Raw genomic sequence first — 13,428 nt, forward strand, 5'->3', positions numbered from 1 at the left:
AGGTGGGAATCATGCGGGCTTTGCCCGCGCCCACAAGGGACCGCAGGCCCCTTGACCCCGATTTGTTGATAACGAACGGTTTCCAAAGGTGTGCCTTTGGCGGGGTGGGGCAGAGCCCCTCTTCAGACCAACCGCTCAACGCCACCCATGTAAGGCCGCAGGACCGGCGGCACGGTGATGCTGCCATCCTCGTTCTGCCAGTTCTCCATCACCGCGATCAGTGTGCGCCCAACCGCGAGGCCCGACCCGTTCAGCGTGTGAACGAAAGCTGGCGCTTTCTGATCCGGCGCACGGTAGCGGGCGTTCATACGACGGGCCTGAAAGTCCTTCGTATTCGAGCAGGACGAAATCTCGCGCCATGCCTGCTGACCCGGAATCCACGCTTCCAGATCGAAGGTCTTGGCCGCGCCAAAGCCGGTATCGCCCGCGCAGAGCAGCATGCGGCGATAGGGGATTTCCAGAAGCTCAAGAATCTTCTCGGCGCAGAGCGTCATGCGTTCATGCTCGGCCTCGCTCTCGTCCGGGGTGGTGACGGAGACCATCTCCACCTTCTCGAACTGATGCTGGCGAAGCATGCCACGCACGTCGCGCCCGGCGGACCCGGCTTCCGAACGGAAGCAGAGCGAAAGTGCCGTCATGCGGATCGGCAACTGTGCTGCGTCGAGAATGTCGCCCATCACCGAGGCCGTCAGAGGCACTTCGGCGGTCGGGACCAGCCAGCGATCGTCTTCCGTGTGAAAAGACTGATCGGCGAATTTCGGCAGCTTGTCCGTGCCGTACATCGCGGCTTCGTTGACCAGTACCGGCACATGGGTTTCGGTGTAGCCATGCTCGTTGACGTGCTGGTCAAGCATGAACTGCCCCAGCGCCCGTTCCAGTCGTGCGATACCGCCGCGCAGCAGGACAAAGCGCGCGCCGGACAGCTTGGTGGCCGTGGCGAAGTCCATCTGCGGCTGGCCATTCTGCTGCATGGCTTCGCCAAGTTCGAAATGCTGCTTCGGCGTGAAGGAGAACGTCTTCGGCTCGCCCCACTGCTTGACCTGCACGTTGGCCGCCTCGTCCGGGCCGGGCGGCACGGAGGCGTCCAGACGGTTGGGCAGCACTTCCAGAACGGCCTTCACCTCGGCGTCGAGGGACTGGGCGCGGGTTTCCAGCGCCTCCATGTCCTCGCGTAGACGCACGGCTTCGACCTCAAGTGCGGCGCTGTCGCCCTGATTGCGTTTGAGAACGCCGATTTCCTTGGCCAGTGCGTTCCGGCGGGTCTGCTTTTCCTGAAGAGCTGTCTGGGCGGCGCGGCGCTCCTCGTCGAGCGCCACGACCTTCTCCGATACCGGCTCCAGACCGCGACGGGCCAGATCGGCATCAAAACCGGCAGGGTCGGCGCGCAGGGCGCGAAGGTCGTGCATCAGGAAGCCTCTTTCTCTTCGGTCTCGCCCTCTTCTGTCGCGGAGGGCCGTTTCGGCTGGACAAGTCGCGCCGAGATAATGGAAATTTCGTAAAGGATGACCAGCGGCACAGCGAGGCCCGTCTGGGTGATCACGTCCGGCGGCGTCAGGATGGCGGCGGCCACAAACGCGCCGACAATCGCATAACGGCGGAACTTTTTGAGCTGCTCGGAGGTGACGATGCCGACCATCGCCAGCAGGGTCAGCGCCACGGGCAGTTCGAAGGCAATTCCGAACGCCATGATCAGCTTCATCACCAGACTCAGATACTCGGACACCTTGGCCTGAAGCTCGATCTGGAGACCGTCCGCGCCGCCGCTGGTCTGGAAGGACAGGAAGAATTTCCACGCCATCGGAAAGATGAAGTAGTAGGCCAGCGCCGCGCCCATCAGGAACAGGACCGGCGTTGCGATCAGGAACGGCGCGAAGGCGCGTTTTTCGGAGCGATACAGGCCGGGCGCGATGAACATCCAGAGCTGCGTGGAGATCATCGGGAAGGAGATGAACGCCGCACCGAACGCCGCCACGCGGATATAGGTGAAGAACGCCTCATACAGCGCCGTATAGATCAGATGCGGCTGCTCGCCCTTCTGACGCATGATGTCGCCGAGCGGGCGGGCAAGGAACAGGTAGATGTCCTGTGCATAATGGTAGCAGACCGCGAACGCGATGGCGAAGGTGACAGCGGACCAGATCAGGCGGCGACGCAGCTCGATCAGATGGTCGAGCAGAGGCATGGGTTCGTCGTGAATCGGATTGTCAGTCGTCGTCACGACAGGTCGTTCCTCGTCTGGTCTTGTGACTGCTGGATATCTGGCGCGGGCGCATCAGAGACCGGCGCTGTGAAGGGCGCGACCCGTCTGTTGCCATGCAGCACCCGTGACGGGGGAAGAATGGCGGGCGTGCGAAGGCGCGGCCACGCGGAGGCGATGCGGCGGGCGATGGCGGGCGGCACCATGGCGGGCGCGGGGGCCTCTCCCGGTTCGGTCTGCGGCGTGCCGTCGGCAAAGGAAAGCGGCTCTATGCCCAGCGGCGAGGAGCCGACAGCCTCTCGTGGCGGAGGCGGCAGCAGGGCAGGCGCATCAGCGGTGGACAGGGCTTTCGGCCTGTCATCGAACGGGCGGCCCTTCAGCGTGGGATCGTCGAACGTCCGGCGTAGACTGCCGTCATTGTCGATGGTCCGCATGATCTGACTGCGGACATTGAGCGAGCGGAACTGGCGGACCTGATCACGCACCTCGCCGAGATCCGCCTCCCGGACCATCTCATCCACATGCCCCTGAAAATCAGAGGCCAGCCTGCGGGCTTTCTTGACGACTTTGGCAACGGACCGGATCGCGGTGGGCATGTCCTTCGGTCCGATGACCAGAAGCGCCACCACGCCGATCAGCGCAAATTCCGACCAGGCAAAATCAAACATTATTCTCGCCGGTACCCGCCATAATTCTCAATCCGCCGCGACTGCCGGATGGGGCAGGCGGACGGGACCATACAGAAAAGGCAGGTTCTTGTATATTTTGCAAATGCAGAAGAACGCCGCTTTCTGCCTCATATCTGGAATGGAGCCTCAAAACCTTCATATTCCTGTCTGTCGCGGGGCCACATAGCTCTGACGTTGCCTGATATGGCCCTGTTTGCAAACACGGATAAGCCGTAAAACAGATGTCGGGGTTATCGGAGCCGGCCGGAAACGGATGGCGGCTTCGTGGGATTTTGAGCCTGAAGCGGTGTTCGCATCGTTCGGATTCAGGCGCTGCGGACTGGTGCTGTTCAGGAGGTGGGGGAACGCTGCCGCCGACAGCCTGAGGGAGAAAGAAGGTTTTTCGATTCCCTCCGATATGCCAAAAGCCGGGACGGCCCGCATCGGCCACCGTCAGCCAACAAGAAGTCCGCCCAGAAACCCGTCCAGAAAGTCCGCATGACCCGGAGCCGCTCCACTTTCAGATCAATCTTCAGCAACGTCAGCATGCTGACGCTTGGTCGGGTTCTGACGGCGCTATGCAGCTTCGTTTATATGGCGTTTGCCGTGCGGGCGTTGGGGCTGTCTGATTTCGGGCTGCTGATCCTGATCCATTCTCTCGCCATGACCGGCTCGACCTTTTCGCGGCTTCAGACATGGCAGACGCTGATCCGCTTCGGGAGCGATGCGTTTTTCGATGGCGAGATGGGGCGTTTCAGGCAGGTGGTCTCGTTCTGCATCCGTCTCGATGGGCTGTCGGCTCTGGCGGCGCTGGCGCTCAGTCTTGTTATCGTGAGCTTTTACGCGTCGAGTGTCGGCTGGACGCCTCATGAGCGTTCGCTGGCTCTGCTGTACGCCTTTGTTGCGCCCTTCATGTATACGGGATGGTGTCACGGCGTGCTGCGTCTGGCCGGGCGGTTCCGGCTGGTGCCGATCACGGACGGCTTCACGGCGTTTGGCAAGATGTGCGGCGTGCTGCTGGCCTATACGCTGCATCTCGGCGTGGGGTGGTTCCTGTTCATCTGGGCGGCGGCGGTCCTGTTTGATTATGGGCTGTATACCGCGTTCGCCCTGTCCATCCTCCGGACGCGGGCCTCCTTCGGCTACTTCGAAGCATTCCGGCACTGGCGCTGGAAGGGCGAGGGGATGTGGGCCTTCACGCGCGGCGTCAGCCTCAACCAGACGCTGGCGTCCGCTTCCACCCATGTTGCCACACTGATCGTCGGCAAGCAGATCGGCATTGCGGAAGCCGCGATTTTCCGGGTGTGCCGACAGATCGCTTCCGGCATCGTGACGCCCGCGCAACTGATTTCGCCGGTACTGTATCCGGAACTCGTGAAAATGCGCGACCGGCAGGACTGGGCGGGTCTCCGGAAGGTCACGCTGTCGATTTTCGGAATCCTGATCGCCATCTCGGCGTTCCTGATTCTTCTGACGGCTGTGGCGGGATCACATATTTTTCGCGCCCTGCTGCATGTGCATGTGCCGCATACGTCGTTCTACATCACGATGATGCTGCTGGCGGCGATTTTCAGCCTGCTGATCGTGCCGCTGGAGCCCCTGCTGATCGTGACCGGCCAGTTGCGGCTTCTCGTCAGAACACGCGTTCTTGTCACGCTGCTCTATTTCCCGGCGCTCTATCTGCTGACCCGGCTTTATCACCTCACGGGCGCCTGTCTGGTAACGCTGGCTTCAAGCGCTGCGGTCTTTCTGTCCTGCCTTGTCGGGGCAGTGGTCTTTTCCCGACGGCTCGGTCGCTCAGGCCAGTCCGGCGTGGAAGGCGCGGCGGATCAGTCTGACCCGGCGCAGGAAGGCGGGCGCTGAACCGGGACGCGCCAACATGGTTCCCAGATTGGGCGCGATCACTTTCACCAGCAGGTAAAGCGCCATATTGAGGCGATGCAGGAACGGCGAGGTCGCCAGAGACCGTTCCAACCAGAGCCGGTTGCGGATCGTGCAGAAAACGCGCCGTTCCTCGGTCTTCGGGTCCAGCCAGGGGTGAATGGCTTTGCGGTTCGCACGCCAGGATTCGTCGATGTCACGGAGGCGACTGTCGGGACAGAGCCAGATATGGCCGCCAGCCGCCGGGATCTGCTGCGAGAAGGCGTAATCATCGAAATAGAGATGGTAATGCCGTGGCGGCAGGGTAATCCGGTCGAGCCACGAGCGGGCGAACCAGAAGCCGCCATAGGCCGCGACGCCGAGTTCGAAACAGTCTTCCCGTGTCGTGGCTTTCCGTTTTCCACCGTTCCACAGATGCGCCAGATTGAAATCGAAGAACGCGCCGGGCTCGACCCAGTGCAGGGTTTTGCGGTCCAGCACCTTGCGATACTGCCGCTTGTCCACGCGGAAGCTCATCATGGCGTTGCTCTCGTCCGCGCCAAGGCGTTTCCAGCGATCCAGAAGGACAGGCAGGGCGTCTGTTTCCGGCACATTGTCGTCGTCCAGCACCCAGATGAAACGCATATCACAGAGACCCGCCGCATGGGCCAGTCCGGCATGGAATCCGCCCGCCGAGCCTTCATTCTGCGCCAGCCGCACGATATGCAGGGCGTCAGCCCCGAACTCCTCCCGCAGTTTCGCGAGCGCCTCCTGCGCCGGACCGGGTGTGCCATTGTCCACCACGACGGCGCAGGCGGCCCCGCAACGGAAAGCGGCCCGCAAGACTTCCGCAAGAAGATGCGTGCGTTCACCATAGGTGACGGTGACGACACAGGTCTGGTCTTGCAACGGCAATAGCGTCATCTTTCAACGTGATCGGAGGCAGGCTGTCTGTCGGCGACCAGCGCAAGAACCCGGTCACGGCACATCCGCAATTCGTCATCATGTGCCGGAAGCGGCATGCGCCAGTCTGGTTCCTTCAGACCCTGCTCCGTCAATGGCCGCACAAGTCCCTGCCGGACAAGGGCTTGATGCCAGCGGGTGAAATCCGTGCCGCCGGCGAGCCAGCCACGCCGGATCAGCGTATGGCGAAGTTCCGGCGTGATCCGGTCCGCCATGATTTTCAGGCGCTGGACGGGCGGCAACCGGACCGGAAGCGGATACAGCCAGGTCGGTTTGCCGGTCCGCCACGCGTCGGCGATCAGGGAAGCGCTGTCCGTCGTCACCACCAGTCTGCCGCTCTCTTCCAGAACCGTCGGGAGAGGTCTCCGGTCAATGCGTTCGGGTGTCTGACGATACCGTTCCCTGACAATCTCCATCACATGATCCGGTGTGCGCGGGCCGGGCACGATCCGGAGTTCCGTACCGGTCGCTGCGGCCAGCCGCTCGGCGCGGGACAGCAGAATCAACGCGTCATGATCGCTGAATCCGAAATGACGGGTCGGTCCTCCCAGCAGCACGGAGAGCGGTCCCTGCGCCGTGCTGGCGGGAATGCTTGATCGTGCGATATCCGCGCCGTTCAGCGGCATGTTCAGATGCAGCACCTGCGGGCCTGCCGGGTAATCATCCTGTGGCATCAGCAGGATCAGATCCAGCTCCGATGGGGCTTTCAGGCGCGGACGTCCGAGCTGGATGATGCGGGGGCGACCGCCGAATGCCGCCTTCAGACGCCATGCCTGTCTCAGCGCCCTGCCGAAGGACAGGATCAGCGTGGGCTCACTGGAGGTGGATTGGTCGTCGTGAGTGAACTGCCAGGGCAGGCCACATGCCATGGCGAGCGCCTCGCACTGTCGCATTTCACCTTTTCGACCGGTATCGATGATCAGAATGGACGCGTTGGAAATGGTGTTCACCGATGAGGCTGTGCAGTTTTTGGTGCGGTTCAGGGAGACGTGATCTTCTTGACTGCTGACGTATAGGGCCAGAGAGCGCGGGAAATCGGTTCGGGGGCTGGTATGATGAAAAGTCGTCTGCCTTATACCAACTCTCCTTCTGCCTGAACTTTTTGGCGGGTGGGATTCGCGGGGCGCTGCCCCGACCCCCGCCAAAGGCGCGCCTTTGGAAACCGTTTGTCATCAACAAGTCGGGGGCAAGGGGCCTTGCGGTCCCTTGCGGGTGCGGGCAGAGCCCGCATAAGGGTTATCTAATAGAGCGGCTGGATTACGCCAGTTATCCGCCTACAGCGTGCTGATAGACCGGCAGAGGGGGGGCGTCGAACACATCCGGGATCGCGGGACTATTCTGCACAGGCACACGGGGACGCAGCCAAGTGATCTGACCGGAACTGACGAACTCACCTGTTTCGGTCATGCGCCTGCGGGTCATTTCGATACGCCAGTAATTGGCCTCGGGGACAACGCGGAAGGCGTTCCAGCCCGCGGCCTTGTCAGGATCGTCTGACATCAGGGATGCGGAGGGCGTGGAGATGAGCGGAATCGAGGTGTCGGAGATAAAGCGGATTGTGGCGCAATGGGAGTGGCCGTGCAGCACGAGTTCTGCTCCCGCTTCTTTCAGGGCGTCGGCGACATGCCTCCATCCCAGAAGGGATTTGCGCCATGGCACCAGACCCGGCGCCACGGGATGATGGATCAGCACGATCCGGCAGGCGTCCCGTGTGGCGTCGAGAATTCTGCGCAGGCGGGCCGCCTGTTCGATGTCGACATGTCCATAGGCCATGAGCGGCGGACTGGCGACGGCGCTGCATACGCCGATCAGCGCCAGATTGCCTACCCGGCGGATAAAGGGGAAATCCTCGGCGCGGGGCGCGGTCCATCGGCTCCATGTCGCAAGCGCCTGCTTTCTGGCGCCGGAGGTCATGGCGTCGTGATTGCCCGGCACCACGATCGTAGGGGCGGGCATCTGCTCAAGCCAGTCCGCTGCCTGCGAAAATTCCTGCGGAAGGCCGAAATTGGTAAGATCGCCGGTGTCAGCGATGGCGTCCGGCGCGAAGGCGACGATATCGTCCATCACGGCCTGCGCTGTCCGGAGAGTATGGTGTCTGGAGCGCCGACGCTTCCACGACAGCACGCTCAGCGCACGCTTGCCCACGAAGGCCTTGGGCGAAAGGGCGTGTGCTGGTGGAAGATGCACGTCGGACAGGTGAGCAAAGCTCTGAATCTGGCCTGCATTACTCATCATGAATGCCGTCGGATTGGGTCATTCCGCCTGCTGTCTGTCTGAACCGCTGGCCGTGGAGCATCTTTGTGCGGGTATGTTCCCGGATTGTCATGCGACAATGAGAAAGTCATGACATTGTCCATGCGTTTCAATCATCAGAGAGGTTGTTTCGCAGCACCATATCGCATGCAAATGAATGTTTTAAAATTAAATTGCCACAATTTCATTAAACTATCACAATGCAGTTGAGGAATTTCAATTTCTTTATTTTGGCGATGTGTAATAAAAATGTAATATTTAGGTTGGTTTCTGTGATATTGAAATAAAGTGTTTAAAAAAATGAAATGAAGTCCTGTTGTTTGTGGAGGGATGTTGTCACAGAAGACAAACCATATTTGATCCTTATGGAAACAGTGAGACATGCTGAAGGTTGTGTTGCCGTTCATAGCCCAGCCGCATCAGACGTTGCATTCGCTTCCAATAGGCATGGAAATTGCAGCCCGCAGCCCGGATGTCGAAGTGCAGTTGGCCTGTATGACGGAAAGTCATCTGGAATATGCCCGTGAGCTTGCGGCCTTCTATCCGGAGAGCAGGGTTTCGTATGAACTCCTGCGGATGCCTCAGCGTCTGCGGCGCAGGATTGAGGAAAAGGGACCGGGTCCGCTCGAAAAAATTTCCGTTCTTGCGATGAACCGCTCCTATTTTTCACAGTTCAGCGGTATTGTCGTGCCAGAGCGGACTTCTCTCTATCTCAAGCGCATGGGGGTTCGGAAACCACGTCTGGCATGGACCCGGCATGGCGCGGGCGATCGGGCTGTGGGGTTTGCAAAAGACACAAGACTGTTCGATTTTATCGTTCTGTCTGGAAAAAAGATTGAAAAACGCCTTCTTCAGCAGGGCGCCATTACGCCCGGGCGTTATCATCGTGGCACTTATGCGAAATTCGATATCGTCCAACGCATGAATCGCGCGGCGCGTCCGCTTTTCAACAATGCCCGCCCTGTCGTTCTCTATAATCCGCATTTCTCTTCCCGGTTGTCCTCATGGGAGAAATTCGGCGACAGAATCCTTGCTTTTTTCGCGCAGCAGGATCGCTACAATCTGGTTTTCGCTCCCCATGTTCGCCTGTTTGATCGAAACAGAGAAGCTGGCGAGATGTTGCGACAGCGTTTTTCCGGTTGTGAAAATCTTCTGATTGATCCGGGTAGTACACGAAGTGTCGATATGACGTATACGATGGCGGCTGATCTTTATCTGGGTGATGTCAGCAGTCAGGTAGCGGAGTTCATGATCCGGCCGCGCCCCTGCATTTTTCTCAATGCTCATAACGCACGATGGGAAAACGACAGCAACTACAGTTTCTGGCAGCTTGGCGACGTGCTGGACGGCCTTGATGGTCTTGCCGATACGCTGGAGAGTGCGTTTCTGGTTCACCCGCAGTTCAGGGAACGGCAGGTCGCCTATTTCTCGGAAACATTCGAATTGCCGGACAACCAGCCGACCGCCCCGGCGGCGGCCGATGCGATGGTGGATTATCTGAGGCGCTGCGCCTGAACAATCTGTTTGACACGTTCCACAATATCCTGTCCAGTGGCGTCGAACCGAATGGCGTTGAATCGTTCCAGCACCCGCTGCCGTGCCGCCTGTCCCCATTCGGCCAGTCTGTCAGGCGAGCGAAGCAGTTTTTCAAGCGCATCCGCCAGAGCCTGTGGATCATGAGGCGGTACCACGCTTCCCATTTCTCCAATGATGGTAAAGGGAAGTTCTCCCACGGCTGAAGCAGTGACAGGCAGACCCGCGAGCATTGCTTCATGGGCAGCCAGACAGAGTCCCTCCCAGAAGGAAGGCTGCACATAGGCGTGCAGTGTCGCCAGAAAGTTTTTGGGGTGCTCGACATATCCGACCAGACGGACAGGCAGACTATCCCGTCTGATCAGATCTTCGAGGTGGGCGCGTTCTTCGCCTTCTCCGGCAATCAGCACTTCGAAGGCGGGAAGATTGCTCCGTTGCCCCAGTAACTTCAGAGCATGGCAGAGGATATCGTAACCTTTCACCGGATGCAGGCGTCCGAGCGAGCCGATACGCACGGGTTCGCCCGGTTGCCAGGCGGATGCCAGAGGGACATCGGCGTCCGCCCGGAAAATGGGCCAGCAGGTGACCCGTTCTGGCGGAATCCCCAGTTTTTCCCTAGTCATTTTCTCTACACAGCAGGAGTCCGCGATCCAGAGGGAGGTGCGGGACCGCAGGAAGCGCAACATCCGGGCGTTCGCTGGTTTGAGACGCGCCGAATGCTGCCAGCTCACCACTGGATACCGGCGGCAGGCTCCGAGCAGCTGTCCCAGCAGAGTTGCGCGGGTCAGGGAGGTCCAGATTACATCTGGCGAAAATGCCTGCATCTGACGCTTCAGCCAGAAAAAAGCGCTTAGATGGTCTCGCGGAGAACCATCCCGGACATGCACGTGTAAGCCATCCTGTTCCATCGGCGTGATGGCGCGTCCATCCCGACGGCTGAGCGCGAAGATTTCGACATGATGCCCGCGGTTACGCATGACCCGGGTCACGGCGGGCACCGGCAGGGCCGCTCCACCGCCTTCCACCGAGTTGATGATGTAGGCGATTTTCAAAATGATCTCCTCTGCCCGAACCATTTTCCGACATGATGACGGAGATCCATGCAGGCCCGCGCCGTGACATTACGCAGGATACGCTTGGTATCAATGAGCGTGACATCCCCTGCGGCTGAGAGTGTATGCAGGCCCGCTGTAAACGGATGTGCGCTTTGAGGAGCTGTTATCCGAAAACTCTCCTGAAAAGTCATGAATTGATCAGGAGAAGTCTTGGCCGTCAGAAGGCGGATCGCTCCGCCGTAGGTCTCGGTGCAGTCCTGCATGGGGAGAATAAGCTGTCCCTCCATAATCCGGGGTGTGCCTCCCATCCGGCTGCTTCCCGGTGCTCGTCTTAACGGTTGGGTGGAAACATCCTCCCATCTACCGAGCAGCGTGTCTGCCCGTGCCAGTCGAAGAGCCGCCATGCGGTCCGTGTCAGGAGAGGAAGGAGCGTAGAACATCCACCATGCTCCGGCGGTAAAAATCGGAGAGGCGTCGATTGCGGCGTGAGGAAAACGAAATTCGGGAACCGCTTCCCATTCCCATGGGAAATGACGGGCTCGATAGAGGGTTAGTTTCCCCGAGCGGCAGGCTTCGGGCAGCATCCAGACTTCGCCATCCGCTTCAAAGATGAAAGGGTAGGAAAGGTGCCATGGTTCTGAAAGGACTGTGCCCTGCTGGATGATTTCCAGCGCCCGATTCAGGATCAGGAGGTGGATCTCGCCTTTACGGGTGCGATAGTCATAATGCTCGACAAAGACATGCAGTCTGTCGTCACGCCATATCCCGAACGGGTCCGCCAGAAAACGATATCGTCCCGGATTGGGCAGCCAGCGAATGGCGAACGGGTCGAGGGAGCCTGTGGCGCAGATCTCGGAAAATCCGGCCAGCACGACGCCGACGCGCCAGATATCGGTTCTGAAGATACTCATTGCCCTCATATAGCATGATTTTTCGTTCTCTTCTTTTCCAAAATAATCTTGATAGTTTTATGAAAGTTCTTTTGGCCTCTTGCATTTCGGCTCTGTTGCTGAGGCATTCAGAGGGATGATGTGGCGACGTCGTGTGAAAGATGATGTTGATCGGACAGATTACATGCGTGGAATCCGGAGAGCCTGCGTCGATTGATGAGGGTGACGCGGATGTGAATTCCCGTTGATTCTTTGCTGATCCCGATATGGGGCTTGCGCCAGACACGACCTTCCTGCTGTCGATCAGGAAAGGAAGAGGTCTTCCGAACCACGTACGGGATGTAAATCGTCAGGGGTTTCTCTGACGATGGAGTATGCTGGAATCCGGGACAAAGCCGGTCGTCTGCCGCAAGGCCGTGCAGAGAAGAATTTTCAGTGTGGACAGGCCGGGTTTATTTACTGAATCCCGTAACGGAACCAGCCTGACCCAAAATATTTAGGAAAATGTAATTAATTTATTTCTATAAGAAAATCCATCAAAAAGGATTTTTATAATGAATAATCAGTTAAAAATTTTTCTTTCGCAATCGATAAAGAACGAAAAACCATTCCTTCAGACGAAACTACAGTGCAAGATGTGTACCGGAACCGCCTCTCATTTCGATATCGCGGATTTCAACAAGAACTGTCAGATGGAGAACCTGCCGCGAACGGATATTGCTGTTCATTATTATAAATGTTCGCGGTGCAAGATGATATTCACGGATTTCTTCGACGACTGGACGCGCGAAGATTTCTCACAGTTCATATACAATGACGATTACATAAAAGTTGACCCGGAATACAGCGGAGTACGCGCCACGAAATGCGCTGAATATATCGCCGGAATGTTGTCTTTTGATCAAAATCTCTCATTGCTTGACTATGGCAGTGGAGAGGGTCTTCTCAGCAAAAATCTTGCCGACCGCGGGTTCAGGAATACAGAAAACTACGATCCTTTTTCTTCCCCTCGGAAACCGGATCAGAAATTCGATATCGTCACGGCTTTCGAGGTTATAGAGCACACAACCTCTCCCCGTGAAACACTTGATGAAATCATCGGTTATCTCAAACCGGGTGGCTTTGCGCTTATCAGTCAACTGATCACGCCGATCGATATCGACAGGCAAAAGGCGAATTGGTGGTACATAGCTCCCAGAAACGGGCACATCACGTTTTATAATTACGACACCATTCTTGAATACGCCCACAAAAAGGGTTTTCAGTGTGCCTTCATGGGCGGCTCATTCGTGCTTTTTCCTCGTGACTTCTCCGCGGCGACACGCAAATTTCTGCTTCAGGTCAAAGAAAACCCGCGCGTTACCAAGCTCATAGCGCCTTCCGGGGCCTGCTCCAGTCCGGAATGGAACGACACGGATACGACGCCGCATGGCGAACGGTTTCGCTGGACCGCCCGGTCGGAGGTCTTTTTCGGCGATATTGCTGCCGATTGCGACTCCGTGTTTCTGGAGATTCCGCTCATAGGCGCAGTTTCCGATGATTTCATCGACAACTGCATTCTGCGGGTTGGAAATGACCACATCCGGCTTCACCGCTATGGAAACAGTCTGTGTGCGCTCGTCAAGGGAGATTATACGAGGAAATTGCCTGTCACGCTGGTCACACCTCCGCCTGTTCAGCCTTCCTCCCTGAATGGCTCCGGCGACCAGCGTTTTCTGGGTCTCGCCATCGCGGAATAAGAATCCAGACAGCGGCAGGGTGACAGATGCGTCTCGTCGTCAGGTCGGGTTTCGGCCGTCATCCAGCCGCCATGATCTTCTTTGGCGCTACAATATCGTGCGTCGGAAACCCTGTCAGACCCGTAAGTGTGGATGAGCCTTATCGGACGTAACTGGCGTCCGTCGGGCAGCCTCTTTTCTTTCCGCGGGGGAGGGGTATTTGCGGTATCCCGACAGGGTAAAGTCAACACGAGCACTGATCGTTTTTGTAAATATTTCGACCATCCTGTC

At 58.4% G+C, this 13,428-nt stretch carries 11 protein-coding genes; 3 read left to right on the plus strand and 8 right to left on the minus strand.

Annotated features, from left to right (window positions below):
• Positions 1 to 122: 122 nt before the first annotated feature.
• The 3 genes from serS to tatB are packed head-to-tail and all read right to left on the minus strand — an operon-like array spanning position 123 to position 2,865.
• On the minus strand, positions 123 to 1,406 hold the full coding sequence (serS, locus tag LKE90_RS15475) for a serine--tRNA ligase (RefSeq protein WP_291491420.1): 1,284 nt from the start codon (positions 1,404 to 1,406) through the stop codon (positions 123 to 125).
• Positions 1,406 to 2,182, minus strand: coding sequence for a twin-arginine translocase subunit TatC (gene tatC / locus LKE90_RS15480; protein ID WP_291491563.1), 777 nt, complete (start codon positions 2,180 to 2,182; stop codon positions 1,406 to 1,408). The genes serS and tatC overlap by 1 nt, the downstream gene beginning before the upstream one ends.
• Before the next feature lie 32 nt (positions 2,183 to 2,214).
• Positions 2,215 to 2,865 carry a Sec-independent protein translocase protein TatB gene (gene tatB, locus LKE90_RS15485; protein ID WP_291491419.1) on the minus strand — a complete coding sequence of 217 codons (651 nt, stop codon included), beginning with the start codon at positions 2,863 to 2,865 and terminating at the stop codon, positions 2,215 to 2,217.
• 498 nt (positions 2,866 to 3,363) lie between these two features.
• Here tatB and LKE90_RS15490 point away from each other — a divergent pair, with 498 nt between their 5' ends.
• Entirely contained in the window at positions 3,364 to 4,728 is a 1,365-nt protein-coding gene (locus LKE90_RS15490) for a lipopolysaccharide biosynthesis protein (RefSeq protein ID WP_291491418.1), read from the plus strand.
• Here LKE90_RS15490 and LKE90_RS15495 read toward each other — a convergent pair.
• The 3 genes from LKE90_RS15495 to LKE90_RS15505 form a co-directional block, all read right to left on the minus strand.
• Positions 4,663 to 5,640 carry a glycosyltransferase gene (locus LKE90_RS15495; RefSeq protein WP_291500999.1) on the minus strand — a complete coding sequence of 326 codons (978 nt, stop codon included), beginning with the start codon at positions 5,638 to 5,640 and terminating at the stop codon, positions 4,663 to 4,665. The two genes, LKE90_RS15490 and LKE90_RS15495, sit on opposite strands and share 66 nt — an antisense overlap.
• A 5-nt stretch (positions 5,641 to 5,645) precedes the next feature.
• Positions 5,646 to 6,638, minus strand: a complete 993-nt coding sequence (locus tag LKE90_RS15500) for an ELM1/GtrOC1 family putative glycosyltransferase (protein WP_291491416.1) — start codon at positions 6,636 to 6,638, stop codon at positions 5,646 to 5,648.
• Between the two features lie 316 nt (positions 6,639 to 6,954).
• Positions 6,955 to 7,923, minus strand: coding sequence for a metallophosphoesterase family protein (locus tag LKE90_RS15505; protein ID WP_291491414.1), 969 nt, complete (start codon positions 7,921 to 7,923; stop codon positions 6,955 to 6,957).
• A 399-nt stretch (positions 7,924 to 8,322) separates the two neighbouring features.
• Between LKE90_RS15505 and LKE90_RS15510 the strand changes: the two genes are divergently transcribed.
• Positions 8,323 to 9,456, plus strand: a complete 1,134-nt coding sequence (locus LKE90_RS15510) for a sensor domain-containing protein (protein ID WP_291491413.1) — start codon at positions 8,323 to 8,325, stop codon at positions 9,454 to 9,456.
• Here the strand turns inward: LKE90_RS15510 and LKE90_RS15515 are convergent.
• Positions 9,435 to 10,526, minus strand: a complete 1,092-nt coding sequence (locus LKE90_RS15515) for a glycosyltransferase (protein ID WP_407066041.1) — start codon at positions 10,524 to 10,526, stop codon at positions 9,435 to 9,437. The genes LKE90_RS15510 and LKE90_RS15515 overlap by 22 nt on opposite strands.
• Entirely contained in the window at positions 10,523 to 11,440 is a 918-nt protein-coding gene (locus tag LKE90_RS15520) for a glucosamine inositolphosphorylceramide transferase family protein (protein ID WP_291491411.1), read from the minus strand. Before LKE90_RS15520 ends, LKE90_RS15515 begins: the two co-directional genes overlap by 4 nt.
• A 731-nt stretch (positions 11,441 to 12,171) precedes the next feature.
• Here LKE90_RS15520 and LKE90_RS15525 point away from each other — a divergent pair.
• Positions 12,172 to 13,158, plus strand: coding sequence for a class I SAM-dependent methyltransferase (locus LKE90_RS15525; RefSeq protein WP_291491410.1), 987 nt, complete (start codon positions 12,172 to 12,174; stop codon positions 13,156 to 13,158).
• Positions 13,159 to 13,428: the final 270 nt, after the last annotated feature.

It is taken from the genome of Acetobacter sp. (genome assembly GCF_022483985.1).
In the GTDB taxonomy this organism is placed as follows: Bacteria; Pseudomonadota; Alphaproteobacteria; order Acetobacterales; family Acetobacteraceae; genus Acetobacter.

What these genes read in the sequence shown, in the direction of transcription:
- LKE90_RS15510 (WP_291491413.1), top strand. Translation starts at nt 8,323, where the DNA reads ATGCTGAAGGTTGTGTTGCCGTTCATAGCCCAGCCGCATCAGACGTTG.
- tatC (WP_291491563.1), bottom strand. Translation starts at nt 2,182, where the DNA reads ATGCCTCTGCTCGACCATCTGATCGAGCTGCGTCGCCGCCTGATCTGG.
- LKE90_RS15525 (WP_291491410.1), top strand. Translation starts at nt 12,172, where the DNA reads ATGATATTCACGGATTTCTTCGACGACTGGACGCGCGAAGATTTCTCA.
- LKE90_RS15520 (WP_291491411.1), bottom strand. Translation starts at nt 11,440, where the DNA reads ATGAGTATCTTCAGAACCGATATCTGGCGCGTCGGCGTCGTGCTGGCC.
- serS (WP_291491420.1), bottom strand. Translation starts at nt 1,406, where the DNA reads ATGCACGACCTTCGCGCCCTGCGCGCCGACCCTGCCGGTTTTGATGCC.
- LKE90_RS15490 (WP_291491418.1), top strand. Translation starts at nt 3,364, where the DNA reads ATGACCCGGAGCCGCTCCACTTTCAGATCAATCTTCAGCAACGTCAGC.
- tatB (WP_291491419.1), bottom strand. Translation starts at nt 2,865, where the DNA reads ATGTTTGATTTTGCCTGGTCGGAATTTGCGCTGATCGGCGTGGTGGCG.
- LKE90_RS15505 (WP_291491414.1), bottom strand. Translation starts at nt 7,923, where the DNA reads ATGATGAGTAATGCAGGCCAGATTCAGAGCTTTGCTCACCTGTCCGAC.